This window comes from Streptomyces sp. NPDC127098, from assembly GCF_042722465.1.
Taxonomy (GTDB): Bacteria; Actinomycetota; Actinomycetes; order Streptomycetales; family Streptomycetaceae; genus Streptomyces; species Streptomyces millisiae.
Map to the genome: position 1 here is coordinate 81364 of NZ_JBHXFJ010000023.1, position 19497 is coordinate 100860.

6 protein-coding genes are annotated in these 19497 nt (G+C 71.4%); all 6 read right to left on the reverse strand.

What is annotated here, in order from left to right:
• Positions 1-16 precede the first annotated feature (16 nt).
• The 6 genes from ACFWI8_RS17125 to mreD all read right to left on the reverse strand — a co-directional run bounded on the left by ACFWI8_RS17125 (position 17) and on the right by mreD (position 19496).
• The gene (locus ACFWI8_RS17125) at positions 17-10585 is read right to left on the reverse strand and encodes a LamG-like jellyroll fold domain-containing protein (RefSeq protein WP_387091636.1); all 10569 of its coding nucleotides are present in this window, start codon (positions 10583-10585) and stop codon (positions 17-19) included.
• 1117 nt (positions 10586-11702) lie between these two features.
• Complete coding sequence (locus ACFWI8_RS17130; RefSeq protein WP_387091639.1) at positions 11703-13649, reverse strand: TIGR03960 family B12-binding radical SAM protein; 1947 nt, start codon at positions 13647-13649, stop codon at positions 11703-11705.
• Between the two features lie 57 nt (positions 13650-13706).
• Positions 13707-15200, reverse strand: a complete 1494-nt coding sequence (locus ACFWI8_RS17135) for a CHAD domain-containing protein (protein ID WP_387091642.1) — start codon at positions 15198-15200, stop codon at positions 13707-13709.
• A gap of 65 nt (positions 15201-15265) precedes the next feature.
• Entirely contained in the window at positions 15266-16459 is a 1194-nt protein-coding gene (rodA, locus tag ACFWI8_RS17140; RefSeq protein WP_387091645.1) for a rod shape-determining protein RodA, read from the reverse strand.
• Positions 16459-18792: a penicillin-binding protein 2 gene (gene mrdA / locus ACFWI8_RS17145; RefSeq protein WP_387091648.1), complete on the reverse strand. Its 2334-nt coding sequence runs from the start codon at positions 18790-18792 to the stop codon at positions 16459-16461. The genes rodA and mrdA overlap by 1 nt, the downstream gene beginning before the upstream one ends.
• Entirely contained in the window at positions 18789-19496 is a 708-nt protein-coding gene (gene mreD / locus ACFWI8_RS17150; protein ID WP_387091651.1) for a rod shape-determining protein MreD, read from the reverse strand. Before mreD ends, mrdA begins: the two co-directional genes overlap by 4 nt.
• Position 19497 lies beyond the last annotated feature (1 nt).

Genomic DNA, 19497 nt, shown 5'->3' on the forward strand with positions numbered 1-19497 from the left:
CCTCCTCCAGGCCTCGTCAAGGCGTCGGCCCAGTGGGGACCGGCTGCCTGGTGCGACTATGACTCACCGTGCCTATATTTCGCCAGCCCTCTCTTGGGCTATTGAAAGAATTAGGCGTGAACATGTGAATTCTGATTCCCGGTCGCCCGTCAGCAGTAACACCTATCGCGGTCATCTCGAACCCAACAGGCACCGTTCGTTCTCCCGCATAGTGTGGAGTGACCGTGTAGTCGACTATTTGACGGTCGTGGGTCACGGCGTCATGAACTTGATTTTCGACGCTGAGCATGTGATCCTCGATGCGCCCAGGCCCTAGTACAGAGACATTGGCTTGGCGGGTACACGTTGCCAGATTCCGCAGATCCGTCCCCGAACCGGTGAGTTGCCGACCGAGGAGATGGCAATTATTTATGACCTCTCCTATAGGAAGCCTAAAGCGAAGATATCTGGCATAGTCTTGCGCCCATTCGTAGCCCGGCGGCCTGACACTCGAGGTCGTGTAACTGCCCTTATTTTCTTCAAGGTAAGCCGCATCAAGACAAGCTCGTATACCAGTCGCTCGACCACCATGTACATCATCTGTGTCGTAAAGGTCGACCCATCCCCTCCCCGCACGGCGACAGTCACGCCTCCTGTCCTGTGAAGTTCCGCTTCCCGACGAACTGTCGGATGCCAGGTCACCTGCCTCAGCAGTCTCGGGGCTGAACCGCCCTTGATCGAGCAGGCCAAGCAGATCCTGGGCATGCAGGATCATGTCCCAGCCTTGGCTGAGTGTCCAGCGCCCGGCGTCGCGGTCCCAGTGAGGAACCGGGGCCGGTTGGGCGGGGGCGGGAGCGGGGTTTGGGCCGCGGTTCGGGTTCTGCGGGGGCGGTGGCGGGGGCGGAGTGATGACCGACGTACCGAGTCCGCCCGTGGAGGACCCACCTGCGCCGCCCCAACTTCCCGCTAGACCCTGGGCGGTTCCAGGACCAGAGTTCCCCTTGTTCTGCATTTTGTTCAGGAACTGCCTGAGCCAGTCGGCCAACGCTTGGCGCCCTGCGGCGTTCGCCTGGGCCTGGGCCTGTGCCTGCACCCTGGCGGCCGCTGAGGAGTTGTAGCCCGAGAGGCTGCCGAAGGCGTTCGGGTAGTAGCCGCCCGAGGAGGATGAGTACGAGGAGGCCCGCCACCAGGACCAGGCTCCGACCCCGAGCCATACCACGGCAGCTGCCCCGGCACCGATGGCGGCGCCTGGAGGGCCGCCGACCGCGCCACCAGCTCCGGCTCCCAGGCAGATCGTCGCCGTGGGTGCTGAGACGGCGCAGGGGGCCACCGCATAGTGCCCGCTGGGGTCGGTGCCGTTGAGGGGTGAGCCGCCAGCATAGGCATAGCGGTTGGGTTCGACGTTCCAGGTGTCACGGGAGGCGAAGGCGCCGGTGCCCGGCTGGTACCAGCGGGCGGCCATGTTGACGTCGCCGGTGGCGGGGTCGGTCCAGCCGGACTGGTAGCCGAGGTTGGGGGACGTGCCGTCGGAGGCGGTGACCTGGCCGAAGGGGTCATAGGCGCGGGAGGCTTCGAGGGTGGCGCCGCGGTCGGTGAGGGTGGCGACGACGTCGGTGTGCTGGTTGGTCAGGACGGGGTCGCCGTCGGTGGTGAGGAGGGCGCCTTCGGGGGCTCGGACGTAGAGGGAAGTGCCGTCGGAGACGACGTTGTTGGAGCCGCCGTCGTAGGTGAAGGCGGTGTCGCCGTGGTGGGTGACGCGGTCGAGGGAGTCGTAGCGGTAGGTGGTGTCGCCGTCGGTGATGCGGCGTTCGAAGGCGTCGTGGGTGAGGGTGCGGTCGCCGACGGAGGCCAGGGTGCCGCGGGGCGTGTAGGTGTAGGTGGTGTCGCCGACGGAGGTGAGGCGGTTGCGTTCGTCGAAGGTGGCGGTCTCGTCGCCGGCGGCGACGCGGTTGCCGGCCAGGTCCCAGGCGTAGGTGGTGGTCTCCTCGCCGCTGGTCCAGGAGGTCAGGTGACCGGCGAGGTCGTAACCGTAGGTCTGGAGTCCGGCGCCCGCCGTTCCGGTCGTCTCCTTCTCGGTGAGGCGGTCGTCCAGGTCGTAGGCGTAGCGGGTGCTGGCGACCTCGGCGCCGTCGGTGTCGACGACGAGGCGGTCGGTCTCCTGTCGGCCCAACGCGTCGTAGGTGAAGCTGCGGGTCGCGTGGATGTCGATCTGTGGCGGAGCGGCGGCCAGGCGGGCTCCGTCAGCCGGGACATCGGACACGAAGGTCTGGGCGGTGGGGCGACCGTCGCGGTCGTAGCTGTACGAGATGAGGTAGTTGGTGGTGGCGTCGAGCACGGCCGACGACAGCTGGCCGCGGTCGTTGTGGCCGAAGGTGATCGTGCCGGCGGCGTCGGTGCGTTCGGTCATGCGGCCGTCGCGGTCGTAGGCGTACTGGGTGGTGCCGCTCGGGCCGTCGGCGGTGAGGAGTTGGCCGCGGTCGTTGTAGGTGTAGGTGTCGATCCCGGCGACCTCGTTGGTGGCCTGGCTCGTCATCCGGCCGGCCGCGTCGTACGTGAACCGGCGGTCCATGGTGTCGGCTTCGGCGCCGGCGCCGGTTTCGAGGACGAGACGGCCGAGGTCGTCGTAGGTGCGGTCGCGGCGGACGCCGCCTGGGAGGAGTTCGGTGACGGGCTGGCCGGCGGCGTCGTAGACAGTCGTCCAGGTGCGGTCGGCCGGGTCGGGGTGGGCGTCGGTGGCCGGTTCGATGGTGGATTCGAGCTGGCCCCACGGGGTGTACGTGTACTCGGTGGTGTTGCCCCGCGCGTCGGTCATCCGCGTGCGGTTGCCGGCGGCGTCGTAGCCGAAGGCGACGGTCGCCGAGGTGTCGTCGTCGACGGGCTGGGTCTGCTCGGTGAGACGGCCCAGGACGTCGTAGCGGTAGGTGGTCTCCGTGCCGCTGCCTGAGACGGCCGCGACCTGGTTGCCGTCGGCGTCATACTCGGCACTGGTGGTGCGCAGCACGGTCTCGCCCCTGCCGTACTCCTCCGTGCGGACGACCTGGCCCAGGTGGTTGTAGGCGAGGTCGGTGCGGTAGCCGGCGCCGGTGGTGGTGCGAGCCTCGCGGCCGAAGGGGTCGCGGTCGACGGTGGTCCAGGCGCCGGCCTGGAGGACGCCGGTCAGCTCGCCAGCGGGGTTGTAGCGGGCCTGCGTCACCACGCCCTCGGCGGTGCGGGACTCGGTCTGGTTGCCGGCGTCGTCCCACGTGTAGGTCGAGGTCAGGTTCCGCGGGGTCGGGTGGCGTTCGACGACGGTGGCCGTGAGTTGGCGGCCCAGCGGGTCGTAGGTGGCCTCGGTGCGGGCGCCGGTCGGGTCGGTGGTGGACAGGAGCAGGCCGGTGGGGGTGTGGGCGTAGTGGGTCTCGGAGCCGGAGCCGGGGGTGTCGGCGAGTTCCAGGTCCGGCGGGTCGAGCAGGAAGCGGGACGCGCCGGTGGCCTCGGTGCCCGGGTCGGGGTCGGTGCGGGTGATGAGGTTGCCGAGCTGGTCGTAGGCATAGCGAGTGGTGCGGCCGAGTGCGTCGGTGGTGGCGACGGGACGGCCGAGCACGTCGTAGACGGTCTCCTCGGTGGCGGTGATGGGCTGGCCACCGGGAGCGGTGTACTCGGGGCGGGTGACGGCCGTGGGTTGGCCGAGGCGGTCGTAGGTGAGGCGGGTGATGGCACCGAGGGGGTCGCGCTGCTCGGTGGCGTCGCCGAAGGCGTTGTAGCCGGTACGGGTTTCGGGGCGGGTGCCGTCGACCTCGGGGGCGGTCTCGGCGACGGGGCGGCCGAGCGCGTCGTACGTGTAGTCGGTGGTGTGGCCGCGCGGGGTGGTGCTGGAGGTGAGGAGGCCGCGCTGGTCGTAGGTGTGGTGGCTGGCGCTCTGGCCGTTCGGGTCGGCGACGGTCTCGGAGAGCGGGTTGCCGGCCGGGTCGTAGGTGTAGGTGGTGGACAGGAAGTCGGTCTCGGAGGTACCGAGTTGGCGGACGGTGAGGGGGCGGTCCGCGTCGTCGTAGGTGGTGACGGTGCGCCGGTTCAGGCCGTCGGGGTCGAGGACGGTGGTGGTGACGCGTCCGGTGGTGTCGACCTCGTACTCGGTGACGGTGGTGCCGTTGCCGGTGGCCTGCCGGACGAGGTTGCCGGCGCGGTCGTAGGTGTTGTCCTCCAACACGATGTCGCGGGTGCCGGTCACGTCCTGGGCGGTGACGGTGGCGGTCAGGCCGTCGCCGAAGTAGCGGTAGGCGGTGACGGCGCCCATCGCGTCGGTGGTGGTGGCGAGGCGGCCGGCCGGGTCGTAGGCGTTGGACACCAGCGTCAGGTCGCGGATCTCGCCGGAGGGGTCGCCGGTCCAGTCCTGGAGGACGGTGGTGGCGTGCTGGCCGCGCGGGGTGTAGGTGTGGCGCAGCACGGTGCCGGCGGGGTCGGTCTCCTGGGCGAGCCGGCCGAGGTCGTCGTAGAGGTAGTAGCTGACGCCGTTCTCGGGGTCGATGACGCGGTCGACGCGGCCGTGGTCGTCGTAGCGCTGCTGGCTGACGCGGTCCGGGTCGTCGCCGCCGAGGTCGGCGACGGTCTCGGTGAGGATGTTGCCGTCGGGGTCGTAGGTGCGGGTCACCTGGGCGGTGTGGTCTTCACCGGTGACGGCGTTCTCGGTGGTGGCGCCGGTCTCGGTGGTGACGCGGGAGAGGGCGTCGTAGGTGAACGTCGTGGTGACGCCTTCGGGTTGGGCGTCGGATATCTCGGTCTCGGTCAGCCGGCGGCCGAGGCCGTCGTAGGTGTACTCCAGGGCCAGCCCTGAGGGTTGGGTGGTGCGGGCGACGTCGCCGCTGGCGTAGTAGGCGTACCGGGTGGTGGCTCCGTCGGGTTGAACGTCGGTGGCCAGCAGCCCGGGCGGGGTGGTGCCGCCGCCGACGGCCGGTTCGGTGCCGGTGGTGTAGGTGCGGCGGGTGGTGCGGCCGTCGGGGAGGCGGGTGGTCTCCGGCAGTCCGAGGGTGGTGTACGTCGTGGTGGTGCGGTAGGTGGCGTCGGTCGGTCCGGTCGAGCGGGCGTCGGCGGTGGCGGTGGGCTTGTCGTTGCGCGGGTCGAGCGGGTTGCTCGCGTTGAGGTAGTGGTCGGCGTACGACGTCTGGCAGTCGCGCGGGCCGCGGCAGGTGGTCGAGGAGACGGTGTTGCCGCGCTCGTCGTGCCCGGTGATGGTCGCGTTGCCGTTGGGGTCGGTGACGGTGTGGAGGAAGCCGCCGGTGTCATAGGCGTAGGTGGTGGTGCCGTCCTCGGCATCGGTGACGGAGGTGACGCGGTAGCCGCGCAGCGCGTCGTACGTCGCGTCGGTGGTGTCGCCGAGCGGGTTGGTCACGGTGACGGTGGCGCCGAGCGCCGAACTGGCGCGCTCGACGCGGGCGCTGTAGTGGGCGGCGACGTCCTCGGCGGAGAGGGCGTGGCGGTAGAGGGCAACCTCGTCGAGGAGACCGCCGAAGTGGTAGGTGCCGGCGGGCACGCCCATCCAGCCGCTGCTGGCGTACCCGGCGCCGAGGTAGGCGTAGGGCCGGCTCTGGTCGGTGATGTTCCCGGCCAGGTCGCCGATCTCGACGCCGTCGAGGTAGAGGGTCTGGGTGTCGCCCGAGCCGGAGAGGACGACGTGGTGCCACTCGTTGTCGTTGACGGCCTGCTCGGAGGTGATGGGCGTGGCGCCGCCCGCCTCCGGGGTCCACCACTGGCCGCGCAGGCGGCCGTCGGTGCCGATGTTGAGGACGGTCCGCCACGAGGTGGGGGTGGTGCCGAGCGGGGTGTTCTGGAAGGCCATCAGCACGCCGCTGGCGGTGGTGCTCATGGTGCGGAACCAGAGTTCGGCGCTGAGCTCGGTGGTGCCGGCCAGGATGTCGCCTGGCATCCGGACCGCGCCGTTGGAGCCGCCCTGGATGGCCCTGCCGTCGCCGGCGCCGAAGACGCCGAGGGACGGACGGTAGAGCGTGCCTTCGAGCGTGGCGTGATGGCGTCCGCCCTCGTCGTACGCGGTGCTGCCGCCGTTCTCGTTGAACCGCCAGTAGGCAGCCGCTCCGTCTCCCATCACGGCGGCGCGGTAGTCGTTGCCGGTGCCGGACACCAAGGCGGTGGCCGCGCTGACCCTCCTGTCACCGTGGTTGGTCCAGCCGATCCCACTGTCGCTGACATGGGTGATCCAGGTCGAGTCGTAGAGCGCGACCTCGGCGATCTGGCCGATGAAGTTGCGGTAGCCGTTCGGCTGTCCGTCCCAGTTGTCCGAGGAGTAGCCGCCGCCGAGGTAGGTGTGGGCCAAGCGGCTGGCGGTGGTGCCGTGGGTGTTGTGAGCCTGGTAGTCACCGTCGATGAAGAGGACCTGCGCGTCGGCGTTGCCGGTGAGGGCGACGTGGTGCCAGCGGCCGTCGTCGACGGGTTCCCGCGAACGGAGGGTGGTGTCGCTGCCGTTGTTGCGGAACCGGCCGCGCAGCCTGCCGTCCTCATCGACCAGGAGCATCGGCCACCAGGAGGTGGGCGTGGTGCCCAGGGGCTGGTTCTGCATGGACACGAGGACGCCGGAGTCCGTAGTGCGGAACCAGAGTTCGACGGTCTGGGCGCTGGTGTCGCCCCAGGCCTCGGTGGGGACCTCGACGGCGCTGTCGGCCTCGCCGGTGAAGTAGGGCGCGGTGGTGTCGCCGTCGGCGAACGGTCCCGGCCCGCCGGGGCGGACGCCGTCGAGGTAGGAGCCGTTGGTGTCGTCGCCGAGCGCGCTGGCGGCGACCACGCCGGAGCGTTCCGTCAGACGCCAGTAGCCGGTGGGGTTGCCGGTGCGGACCGTGTCGGCGTACGTGCTCGATCCGTTGGTGAACGTCGGCTGGGAGACCTGCCAGGTGCCGCCGTCGGCGTCGGTGTGCTCGGCGACGCGGCTGGTGGCGTCGTCGTAGGTGTTGGTGGCGTGCGTCCGGCCGGACGGCAGGGTCACCTCGGTGAGGCGGCCCGCCGGCTGGCGCAGGGCGTGGTGTTCGGCGATGGTCGTGGCGTCCAGGGCGCGGTGGTAGACGGCGACCTCGTCCAGGTCGCCGGTGAAGCGCCGGACGCCGCTGGCGATACCGTCGAAGCCGGAGGAGGAGTAGCCGGCGCCGAGGTAGGTGTACGCCATGTCGAGGTGGTCGATGGCGCCGGTGAGAGTGCCGACCGCCCGGCCGTCGAGGTACAGGGTCTGGGTGGTGCCCTCGGCGGTGAGGACGGCGTGGTGCCAGGCACCGTCAGTGACGGTGGCGGTGCTCCTGATGGGGGTGATGTTGCCGCGGTCGCCGGTGAACAGGTAGCCGCTGAGCTTGCCGTTGGCGTCGACCGTCAGCGGCGGGGTCCAGGACTCGGGGCGGCCGTCCTCGAGCCGCTGGCTCTGAAAGCCCATGAGCACGCCCGGCTGGGTGGTGCGGAACCACAGCTCGACGGTGAGGAAGGTGGTGGTGCGGAGGGTGTCGTGCGGGAGGCGGACGAGCGTGTCGGTCCCGTCGAACGAGGCCGCGGTGTCGCCCGTGCCGGCCAGCGCGCCGGGGGTGCCGCCGGAGGTGTTGTAGTACTCGGCGTCGTTGAAGCCGGTGCGGGAGGGGGCGGAGCTGGCGGCGGTGGCGCCTTCGGCCTCGTCCAGCCGCCAGTAGGAGACGGGGCCGGCGTCCAGGACGGCACTGCGGTAGAGCGAGCCGTCCTCGTAGGTGTAGCGGGTGCACTCGTCCGTCGTGCCGGGCGGGCAGACGCTGGTGAGCCGGCCGCCGGTGTAGCCGTAGTTCCACGTCAGGCCCGGCTCGCCGGGGGCGACGGCGTTGGTGGTGACGCTGGCGACCCGGTTGTCGCGCCAGGTGAAGGTGAGGGTGCGGCCGGAGAGGGCGTCGGTGACGGTCGCGAGCCGGCCGGACGTGTGGGTGAGGCGCTGTTCGCGGCCGGCGGTGTCGGCGACCTTGGCGAGCTGGCCGCTGGCGTTGAACGTGTGGGTGGCGCCGGTCGCGTCGCGCAGCACCCAGCCGCCGCCGGACGCGGCGGTGAGGGTGAGGCTGCCGCCGGACGGCCCCGCGTAACTGCCGTTGGAGTTGCGGCCGAAGCGCACGCGGTTGCCTTCGGCGAGGGTGACGACCACGCTGCCGTCGGGCTCGGCGGTGGCCCGCATGTCCCAGCGGGTGGTCCAGCCGGGACCGAAGGCGAGGTCGGCGCGCGGGTCGAGGGAGTTGTAGGTGCGGGTGACCGCCAGCGGCGGGCCGACGGTGGTGAGCGCGGCGTCGGTGGCGGAGGTGGCGTAGTTGCCGCTGACCGCGTTGAACTCGCGGCCGTCGGAGCCGCCGAGGTGGCCGGTGACGGCGGGCTGCGGCACCCGGGTGGAGAACAGCGACGGATTGGGGCGCAGCGAGCTGGCCTGCCCGTCGTAGGCGTAGGCGTACCAGGCGTAGGTCTTGTCCCACGACAGCCAGCCGCTGGGGACTGCCCACTGCTGGGTGTTGGTGCGGTTGCCGGTGCGGCAGTTCTTACGGGTGTTCTCGCCGTCGACCTCGCACACCTCGAACGTGAACTGCAGGCGCTCGTTCGGGTAGTGGTCACGGTCGCTGCCCTCGGCCCACAGGGTCGGGGTGAGGGTGTCGACCGTGACGCCGCTGCCGGGGGACGCGCCGGTCAGCTCGGGCGGGATGTTGACGGCGGCCAGCCGGACCCGCGCGCCGGGGATGCCCTGGCTGGTGAACCGGGTGACGCCGTAGTCCGTCATCGTCCAGTCGACGGTGTACGTGCCGGGCGTCAGCGGCGCGATGCGGGCGTTGAGGGTGACGCTCTCGCCGGGCGAGACGGCCTCCGGCATCTCGGTGTAGCGGCGCATCGAGGAGTCGGTGAGCTCGTTGCCGTCGGCGTCGTACAGGTTGTAGCGCAGCTTGAACTGGCCGCCGGCGGGCCAGGTCTCCTGCCCCTGGTTGGTGACGGTGACGCGCTGCACGCCCTCGCTGACGGCGGTCACCGGCTGGGTGAGCTGGCCGAGGCGGTACGTGGCGCCGTACTTGGTCCAGGTCACGTCGAGGCTGGGCGCGCCGTTGGGGTAGCGGGTGGAGCCGAACTGCTTCCAGCCGTAGGAGTCGGTCGTCGAAGCCCGCACCGCGAGGCCGTAGTTGGCGCGGCGGCCGTGGGTCCAGTCGTCGACGAGCTGCCGGCCGGCGGAGCCGAGCGGGATGGTCTCCCAGGCCGGGTCGCAGGCCCAGGTGTTCGTACCGGCGGGCCGCCAGCCGTGCGCGAACCGGTCGGTGGCCAGCGCGGCGCCGACGTTGGGGCCCGGGTACTGGGCGAGGGTGGAGGCCGACCAGTTCTGGGTGATGGGGTGGATGGTGACCGGGCGGGCGTTGCAGGAGTACGACCAGGAGTTGTAGAGCGCGAGGCGGGCGTCCAGCACCCAGGCGTTGCGCAGCGAGGACTGCACGCCGGAGAAGCGGAGGAACGAGGTGGCGGCGGAGTCGCCACCGTCCGGGGTGCCGGCCTTCAGGATCGTGTCGGTGGAGAAGTTGATGTTGTAAGGCCGCTGCACGTAGGTGGAGGAGCTGGCCTCGACGCGCGTCACGGAGGGGTCGACACGGACCGGGTAGACGCGCGCGGGGTCGCTCAGCCACTCCTGGTCCAGGGTGACGACGAGGACCTGGCGGCCGTTCTCGCTGGTCAGTTCGTAGCTGACGCCACCGGTTATCGCGCCGTCGCCGGAGCGCTCGTCGACGGCCGAGTCCTCCATCCAACCGGGCGGCATGTGGGCACGCACGGTGCCCTCGGCGTCGGCGAACACGATCCCGCCGTGCTCGTCGAGCGCGGCGGTGAGGCCGTCGAGGTTGAGCGGGAACCGCCACTCGGTGGGGGCGTCGGCGTCGTGGAGGACGATCGTCTCCTTGATCTCGGCGTTGCCGCCGAGGAACTCGACGTCGGCGGAGGGCCGGACGTCGCGGTAGGTGACGAGCGGCCCCTCGACCTCACCGGGGACGGCGTTCGCCTCGGCCAGGGCGTAGCCGACGGCGTGGTCTGCGTCCAGACGGAGCGTCATCAACGGATCGTCGGTGGCCACGGCGCCGAAGCTGACGCCGGCTTCGGTGGCCGCCGTCTCCCACGACTCGCCGCCGGCGGCGCGGATGAGGGAGGTGTCGATCGTCTGCCAGCCGCCGTCGAGGTCCGGGTAGTTGACGGGCTCGTTGTAGTAGCGGGTGGTGAAGGTGCCGTCGGTGTTGAGGAACGTGCGGGAGTCCTCGGTGCGCTCCTCCGGGAGCTCGACGCTGGTCTCCTCATCGAACCCGGTGAGTTCGCCCGGCGGCAGCGACTCGATCACCTCCGGGTCACCGGACTCCAACGGCGGCGCGGTGTCCCCCAGGTCGTCGCTCGTGGACTGGCTCTCCTCCAGCGGCAGTTGCCCCGGCGCCTCGCCGGGCTCCGCGCCGCTGCCGTCCCCGTCGGCGGTCGTGTCGCCGGCATCGGCCTCGTGGGAAAGGCCGTCGGCGGAACCCCACTCCTGGTCCGGCGCCTCACCGGCCTCGACGGCGGCCTCGGAGGTGGCAGCGGCCCAACGGCTGGCCGCCGCGGCCGTGCCGGGGTCGAGAGCGGTCAGAACCGCCATCAACAGGGCAGCGGACAGCACGAGAAAGCGCGCGCGAAGCACGGTCCCCCCACGAATCGTCGACATGACGACCAAGAGATTCCATGATCTCTTCAGATTTACACAAGACCCCTGTCGCACCATCAACGCGCCTTCACGCCGACAAATCGGCAGTGATCACGACAACACGCCTGGGACGAGACCGGATCGTTACCAAAAGAGGGGAACCGAGTCTGACGTGCCGACACCCCTCGCGGCTGACTCCTGAGTTGGTAGGCACTCCGTGCGCTGCCGGGGCACTAGGAGCCGGCCGACTCCACTGTCCTGCACCGGGAAGTTAGGAACCGGATTCCGCGGAAGCCGAGCCGGCGTGGCCTGGCAGGCAGCAAGACGGAGCCTCATGGATCAGCCCGCCAAGCGCTTTGACCTGCGCTGATGCACTACCGCCGAACCGCTGCGGATTCGAGCACCAACAGGTGCCGTGGCGTAGCCGCCACCTGCGGCTTTACCCTCGGGTCCGTCATCAACCCTGGTGGGTTCGCAACTTCAGCGCGCTCGGGCAGAAGTGGATGAGTACCTGCCGTCCGTCATCAACCCTGGCGGGTTCGCAACGGCCCCTCCTCTCGATCAGATGGGTGATCAGTGGGGTGTCCGTCATCAGCCCTGGTGGTTCGCAACTCGCGCCGCTGCGGCGCGGCGGTTTCCGGCTCGGGTCCGTCATCAACCCTGGTGGGTTCGCAACCCGTCGCGGGGGTCCCAGTTGTTGATGACGACCCAGGTCCGTCATCAATCCTGGCGGGTTCGCAACATCGAGGCGACGCTCCAGTAGACCTGCGCGATGTCCCTGGTCCGTCATCAACCCTGGTGGGTTCGCAAGACACGCAGGCTGTCGAGCGCCTGGGCCTGCCGGAGGTCCGCACAACCAAGCCAGTCCCGCCAGGGGGGCCACCACCCACCTCGGACCGGCCCTCTTTCACAGCCGACACCAGCCAGACCACGCCATCGCACCTCAAAGCATCCCCAGACGGCACGCCTCTCCGTCTGGGGCGCAAGGACAGCCACCGTCGCCCGATCGGCGGACGCGCCACCCAACCAGGGACGTGATGTCCGTCAGACCTACCGGCCGCAGCCTCCAGGGCTATTCGCCCTGCCCCGCGCCCGACTTCACGACCTGCAACGGCAGCAGCTTCTTGCCCGTCGGGCCGATCTGGATGTGGGTGTCCATCTGTGGGCAGACGCCGCAGTCGAAGCACGGCGTCCAGCGGCAGTCCTCGACCTCCGTCTCGTCGAGCGCGTCCTGCCAGTCCTCCCAGAGCCAGTCCTTGTCGAGGCCGGAGTCGAGGTGGTCCCAGGGGAGGACCTCCTCGTAGCCGCGTTCGCGGGTGGTGTACCAGTCGACGTCGACGCCGAAGGGGGCGAGGGCCGTGGCGGCGGAGCGCGTCCAGAGGTCGTAGGAGAAGTACTCGCGCCAGCCGTCGAAGCGGCCGCCCGCCTCGTAGACGGCGCGGATGACGGCGCCGACGCGGCGGTCGCCGCGGGAGAGGAGGCCTTCGACGATGCCCGGCTTGCCGTCGTGGTAGCGGAAGCCGATGGAGCGGCCGTAGCGCTTGTCGGCGCGGATGGCGTCGCGGAGCTTGGCGAGGCGGTCGTCGGTCTCCTCGGGGGAGAGCTGCGGGGCCCACTGGAAGGGGGTGTGCGGCTTGGGGACGAAGCCACCGATGGAGACGGTGCAGCGGATGTCGTTGGATCCTGACACCTCGCGGCCCTTGGCGATGACCTTGGTCGCCAGGTCGGCGATCTGCAGGACGTCGTCGTCGGTCTCGGTCGGGAGGCCGCACATGAAGTAGAGCTTGACCTGCCGCCAGCCGTTGCCGTAGGCGGTGGCGACGGTGCGGATCAGGTCGTCCTCGGTGACCATCTTGTTGATCACCTTGCGGATCCGCTCGCTGCCGCCCTCGGGGGCGAAGGTGAGTCCTGAGCGGCGGCCGTTGCGGGTGAGCTCGTTGGCCAGGTCGATGTTGAAGGCGTCGACCCGGGTGGAGGGGAGGGAGAGGCCGATCTTGTCGTCCGTGTAGCGGTCGGCGAGGCCCTTGGTGATGTCGGCGATCTCGCTGTGGTCGGCGGAGGAGAGGGAGAGAAGCCCGACCTCCTCGAAGCCGGTGGCCTGCAGGCCCTGCTCCACCATCTCGCCGATGCCGGTGATCGAGCGCTCCCGCACCGGGCGGGTGATCATGCCGGCCTGGCAGAAGCGGCAGCCGCGGGTGCAGCCGCGGAAGATCTCCACGGACATCCGCTCGTGCACGGTCTCGGCGAGCGGGACCAGCGGCTTCTTGGGGTAGGGCCACTCGTCGAGGTCCATCACGGTGTGCTTGGACACCCGCCACGGGACGCCGGAGCGGTTGGGGACGACGCGGGCGATGCGGCCGTCGGGCAGGTACTCGACGTCGTAGAAGGCGGGGACGTAGACGCCGCCGGTGCGGGCGAGGCGGAACAGCAGCTCCTCGCGGCCGCCGGGGCGGCCCTCGGCCTTCCAGGCGCGGATGATCTCCGTCATGTCGAGGACGGCCTGCTCGCCGTCGCCGATGACCGCGCAGTCGATGAACTCGGCGATCGGCTCCGGGTTGAACGCCGCGTGGCCGCCAGCCACCACCACCGGGTGGTCCTCGGTGCGCTCGGCGGCGGTCAGCGGGATCCCGGAGAGGTCGAGCGCGGTCAGCAGGTTGGTGTAGCCGAGCTCGGTGGAGAACGAGACGCCGAACACGTCGAAGGCGCCGACGGGGCGGTGCGCGTCCACCGTGAACTGGGGGACACCCTGCTTGCGCATGAGCTCCTCCAGGTCCGGCCAGACGCTGTAGGTGCGCTCAGCGAGCACGCCCTCGCGCTCGTTCAGCACCTCGTAGAGGATCATGACGCCCTGGTTGGGCAGCCCGACCTCGTAGGCGTCCGGGTACATCAGCGCCCAGCGGACGTCGCACGCGTCCCAGTCCTTGACGGTGGAGTTGAGCTCGCCACCGACGTACTGGATGGGCTTCTGGACGTGCGGGAGGAGGGCCTCCAGGCGGGGGAAGACCGACTCGACTGGCATGGCTTCCGCTCTCCGGGGACGAGGGACGTACGAGGGACAGAGGGGCTGCTAGACCGTTCAGCCTACCGGGAGTTTCGCGGCCTCTCGCGCCCGGTCGGCGGCGACGGCCGCCTCGCGCTCGTGGAGGACGCCGTAGCTGAACGAGGGCTCGCCCGCCTCCTGGGCCAAGTCGGCGAGCTCGCGCAGCGCGGCGCGGGCCACCACGCTGTCCTGGTGGTCGCCGAGGGCGCGCTGGACCGCCTTGCACCGCTTGGCCTGGCGGCGGGCCGGCTTGCCGACGGCGGGGGCGGCGGCCTCGGCCGCGTAGCGGGCGCGCTTGGCGGCCTTGCGGGCGGCGTGCAGCGCGGCGTCGCGGTCGGGCCCCGCGGGGGCGGCGTACGCGGCGCGCAGCCGGCGGGCCAGCCGGTCGCGGTCCCGGCGCATGGCCTTGGCCAGCACCTTGCGGGCCGGGCGCCCGGCGGCGCGCGGCCGCAGCGGCGGGTCGGCGAGCAGCCGGTGGAGGGCGTCGAGCAGGTCGAGGTGGCGAGGCGAGTCGAGCAGCCGGACGACGAGGGCCCGGGACTCGGCGCGGCGCTCGCGGTCCCAGGCGGCGAGCCGCTCGGCGACGGGACCGACACGCAGCTCCTCGGGGAGCTCGTCGAGCCGGGCGGTGAGCCGTTCCGTCAGCACCTCGCGGTCGCGGTCGACGCCGAGCTCGGCGCCCAGATGGCGCAGCTCGGCCGCCAGGTGGTCGGTGACGTCCTGGTCGAGGACGGCGCGGGCGCTGCGCAGCAGGGCGCGCAGCCGCCGGCTGGCGACCCGCATGCGGTGGACGGCGTCCGGCAGGTCGCGGCGGACGGCCGGGTCGAGGGTGAGGATGGCGTCGACCTGCCGGCGGGCGTAGTCGAGGACGTGGGCGGCGGCGGAGTCGGCCGGCCACCGCGGCGGCGCGGGCGGGGGCGTGGGGACGCCTCCCGTCTCGGCGAGCGCGCGCACCAGCTTGGACGGCGCGTCTGAGCGGCGCGCGCCGACCGCGGTGAGCCGCTGCTCGACGGCGTCGAGCACGGCGTCGCCCACCTCGGGGGCGGCGTCCTGGGCGGGCGCGAGTTCGACCTCGACCTCGCTCCAGTGGGCGATGCGGCCGTCGCGGCTCGCCGTGACGCGGTCGAGCACGGCCTCGGCGAGCGGGGCGCCGCCGACGCCGGCGAGCAGGGTGGGCCGCCGCTCGGTGATCAGGTCGATGACGGGCCGGGGCGTGGCGTGGCGGAGGCGGGAGCGGACCAGGGCGGTCAGCTCGCTCGGCGGCCCCTCGTCCCGGTCGGTCAGCGGGGCGTGGATCTCCTCGCGGACGCCGTCGCCGACCGGCAGTTTGAGGTGCCAGCCGGCGTCCTCGCCGCCCGTGCGGCGGCGCAGCGTGATGCCGGCGGCGGCGAGCCGGCCGTCCTCCGTGTCGTAGTAGCGGGCGACCAGGTGCCGGACGGGCAGCGGGCGCTCGGTGGCGACGGGGCCGGCGCCGGCGAGGGGCGGCAGGGGGCCGGCGAACTCGTACTTGCGCTCGTGTTCAAGGGCCATCCTTTCAGCCTAGGAGCCGCGCCCCGCCCCCGCATTCGGGCGGAGGCGGACGCGCTCCCGGGCGTTCAGGCGGCGGAGAGCGGGCGCTTCAGGCGGATGGACTGGAGCAGGCCGATCGCGATCCAGACCGCGAACATCGAGGTGCCGCCGTAGGAGAGGAACGGCAGCGGGACGCCGGCCACCGGCATGATGCCGAGCGCCATGCCGATGTTCTCGAAGCACTGGAACGCGAACCAGGAGACGACGCCGGCCGCGATGATCGTGCTGTAGAGGTCGGTGGACTCGCGGGCTATCCGCAGGGCGCGCCACAGCACCACCCCGATCAGCAGGATGATCCCGCCGGCGCCGACGAAGCCCAGCTCCTCCCCCGCCACCGTGAAGATGAAGTCGGTGTGCTGCTCGGGCACGAACTGTCCCGTGGTCTGGGTGCCCTGGCCGAGCCCGGAGCCGAAGAGCCCGCCGCCGCCGATGGCGATCCTGGCCTGGTTGGTGTTGTAGCCGACGCCCGCCGGGTCGAGAGCGGGGTTGGCGAAGGCCGCGAACCGGTTGATCTGGTACTCGTCGAGGACCCCGAGGACCCAGACGAGGACCGCGCCGACGGCGCCGGTGAACACCAGGCCGATGGTCCACTTCAGCGAGGCGCCGGACGCCAGCAGCATGCCGAGCACGGTGGCGCTGATGACCATGGCGGTGCCCATGTCGTCGAGGAGGACGACGGAGAGCGGGATGGCGGCGAGGCCGAGGGACTGGAGCACGGCGCGCCGGCCGGGGTGCTCCCGGTCGCCGGCGTCGACCGCGTCGGCGAGCACGGCGGCCATCACCAGGATGACGGAGACCTTGACGAACTCGCCCGGCTGGACGGTGTACCCGCCGATGGAGAGCCAGGCGCGCTGCCCGTTGATCTCGGTGCCGAGCGGCGTGAAGACCAGCAGGACGAGGAAGAGCGAGAAGGCGTAGAAGAGGGGGACGGCGCTGCGCAGCCGCTGGTGGCCGAGCCAGACGACGCCGACCGCGATGACGAGCCCGACGGCGAGGTTGATGCTCTGGCGTATGAGGAAGAACTGCGGGTCGCCGCCGGTTATCTCGGTGCGGTTGCGGGTCGCGGACCAGATCAGGGCTATGCCGAGCACGGACAGCGCCAGGCCGGCGAGGAGCAGCAGCCAGTCGAGGCGGCGGGCGACGGAGTCGCGCTCGGCCAGCCGCCGCCAGGCGCTCTTGCGCCGGGCCGGCGGCCTGACCGTCAGGGTGTGCACGCTCATCAGTCGTCCTGGTCCTCGCGCCGGGCGTCGAGCTCGCCGGAGTCCGGTGGGGCGTCGCCGGCCACCGTGTCCGGGGGGCTGATGGCGTCGGGGTCGAAGCCGGGTTCGTAGCCGTTGTCCTGGCCCGGGTCCTCACCACCGTCGCCGGTGTCGCCCTGGCCGGTGTCACCCTCTCCGACGTCCTCGCCGGTGTCCGCGCCGCCGTCGCGGTCGCGCGCGTCGGCGTTCTCCCGCGGGTCCTCGCGGTCGGCCACGATGGTGCCGTTCTCGTCGATCTCCGGCAGGTCCCGGTTCGGCTCGGCGAGCAGCGCGACGTCCTCGTTGACGGTGCCGCCCTGGACGCCGTAGATGGCCTCCCAGATGTGGCGCACCGCGTCACCCGAGGCGCCGGAGCCGGTGCCCGCCTGGTTGATGGTCATGACCACCGTGTAGTCGTCGGTGTAGGTGGCGAGCCACGAGGTGGTCTGCTGGTCGCCCGATGCCTCGGCGGTACCGGTCTTGCCGCGCAGCACGATGTCGTTCTGCGGCCAGCCGCCGAACTTCCAGTCGGCGCTGCCCCGGGTGATCACGCCCGCGGTGGCGGCCCGCAGGTTGTCCATGGTCTGCTCGTCGGCCGGCAGTTCGCCGTTGGCCACCGGCTCGAACTCCTCGACCACGCTGCCGTCGGCGGCGATCACGGCCCGGCCGACCTGCGGCTGGTAGAGGGTGCCGCCGTTGCCGAGGGCCGCGTAGACCGTGGCCAGTTGGAGCGGGGTGACCAGCACGTCGCCCTGGCCGATGGAGAAGTTGAGCATGTCACCGGCGCGCATCTTCATGCCCTCGGTGCAGTTCTCGCGGGCGATCCGGGCCACGTAGTCCTCGCGGTCGGTCTCCGCGATCTCGCACCAGTTCTCCTGGTTGGCCTCCCAGTAATCCTGCTTCCACTCCCGGTCCGGGATCCGGCCGGCCGCCTCGTTGGGCAGGTCCACGCCGGTCGGGGCGCCGAGCCCGAACTCGTGGGCGGTGCGGAACAGCCAGTCGTCCGGGTCGTCCACCGGTTCGAGGCCGCCCTCGCGCTGCCACTCGCGGTGCGCGATGCCGTAGAAGACGGTGTTGCAGGAGACCTCGATGGCCCGGCCGAGGGAGATGGAGCCGTACGCCTGGGACTCGAAGTTGCGGAAGGTCTGGCCGCCGACGTCGTAGGAGGAGCCGCACTCGTAGGAACCGTCGAAGTCGTAGCCGGCGTTGACGGCGGCGGTCGTGGTGATCACCTTGAACGTCGACCCGGGCGGCCCCTGGGCCTGGATGGCCCGGTTGAGCAGCGGGTTGTTGGAGTCCTCGTCGGTGAGCGCCGCGTAGTCGTCGGTCGAGATGCCGCCGACCCACACGTTGGGGTCGTAGTCGGGCGCCGAGGCCATCGCGATGACCCGCCCGGTGGCGTTCTCCAGCACTATGGCCGCCCCGGCGTCCGCCTCGTAGTTGCGGCCCGAGATGTCGTCGTGCTGGGTCCGCGCCACCTCCATGGCCTGCAGGAGCTCCTGTTCGACGACGCCCTGGACGCGGGTGTCGATGGTGGTGACCAGGTTGGCGCCGGCCTGCGCCGTCTCGCTCTCCGACTCCCCGAGGACCCGGCCGAACTTGTCGACCTCGTACCGGGTGACGCCGGCCTGCCCGCGCAGATAGCTGTCGTACTGGCGCTCCAGGCCCGAGCGGCCGATCATGTCCGAGCGCAGCAGCGGGTTGTCGGTGTCCTCCGAGTCGGCGACCTCCTCGTCGGTGACCGGCGACAGGTAGCCGAGCACCTGCGCCGAGTTGGCGCCGTCCGGCGTCGGGTAGCGGCGCACGGCCGTGGGCTCGGCGCTGATGCCGGGGAAGTCCTCGGCCCGCTCACGGATCTGCAGGGCCTGCTGGGTGGTCGCCTCGTCGGTGATCGGGATCGGCTGGTACGGCGAACCGTTCCAGCAGGGCTGCGGCGTCTCGGCGTCGCACAGCCGCACCTGGTTGGTGACCTCCTCGACGTCCATGCCGAGCAGTTCGGCGACGTCGGCCAGCACGCCGGCGCCGTCGTCGGGCAGCCGACTCAGCTCGGTGCGGTCGGCGGTGACCACGAGACGCGTCTCGTTGTCGGCCATCGGCACGCCCCGCGCGTCCAGGATGGCGCCGCGCACCGCTGGCTGGACGGCCTGCTGCACGTGGTTGCCGGCGGCCTCGGCCGCGAACTCGTCGCCCTGCCTGATCTGCAGGTACCACAGGCGGCCGCCCAGCGTGAGCAACAGCGAGAAGACCAGTATCTGGATGACGACGAGACGGATGGTGATCCGCGAGGTCCGCCCGGTCTCCGGGATGTTGGTCACAGCCGCTTGACCCCCTTGATGCGCCCCGCCCGGTTGCGGGCGGACCTGCTGAGCAGTGTGGAGCGGGTGCCGCCCAGCCTGGCGGCCTTCCCGTAGCGGATGCGGCGCGGGCCGCGACGGCGCGGCCCCGCGCCGCCCAGCCAGCTGACCGCGGTGTCGCCGCCACCGCCGCCGCCCGACGTGCCGTCACCGGCCAGCGGGTCGCTCTCGAGACGGCGGGCCATCGCCATCACCAGCGGCACGGTGAACGGGGCGAGCAGCAGGTCGTAGATGGTGGCGGTCAGCAGCAGCGAGCCGAGGCCCACGTCGCGCGCCGCCGAGTCGCCGACCAGGGCGCCGACGCCCGCGTACAGCAGGGTGGAACTGGCCGCGCCGGCCGCGACCACCAGCATCGGCACGGTGGCCGAGCGGTGCTGGCCGGTCTCCGGCCTGGTGAGCCCGGCGGCGTAGCCGATGACGCACAGCACGAGCGCGTACCGGCCGACCGCGTGGTCGGCGGGCGGCGCCAGGTCGGCGAGCAGCCCGGCGAAGAAACCGACCAGGCAGCCGCCGACGTGCCCGTAGACCAGCGCGAGGCCCAGCACGGTGAGCAGCAGCAGGTCGGGCGTGGCGCCCGGCAGGTGGAGTCTGGCCAACACGGTGACCTGGAGCATCAGCGCCACGGTCACCAGGATCGCGGACAGCAGGGTGCGGGAGACGCGCATC

Bases quoted from the DNA above. Each gene is read 5' to 3' on its own strand.
- mreD (WP_387091651.1), bottom strand. From the start codon at position 19,496: ATGCGCGTCTCCCGCACCCTGCTGTCCGCGATCCTGGTGACCGTGGCG.
- ACFWI8_RS17130 (WP_387091639.1), bottom strand. From the start codon at position 13,649: ATGCCAGTCGAGTCGGTCTTCCCCCGCCTGGAGGCCCTCCTCCCGCAC.
- ACFWI8_RS17125 (WP_387091636.1), bottom strand. From the start codon at position 10,585: ATGGCGGTTCTGACCGCTCTCGACCCCGGCACGGCCGCGGCGGCCAGC.
- ACFWI8_RS17135 (WP_387091642.1), bottom strand. From the start codon at position 15,200: ATGGCCCTTGAACACGAGCGCAAGTACGAGTTCGCCGGCCCCCTGCCG.
- rodA (WP_387091645.1), bottom strand. From the start codon at position 16,459: ATGAGCGTGCACACCCTGACGGTCAGGCCGCCGGCCCGGCGCAAGAGC.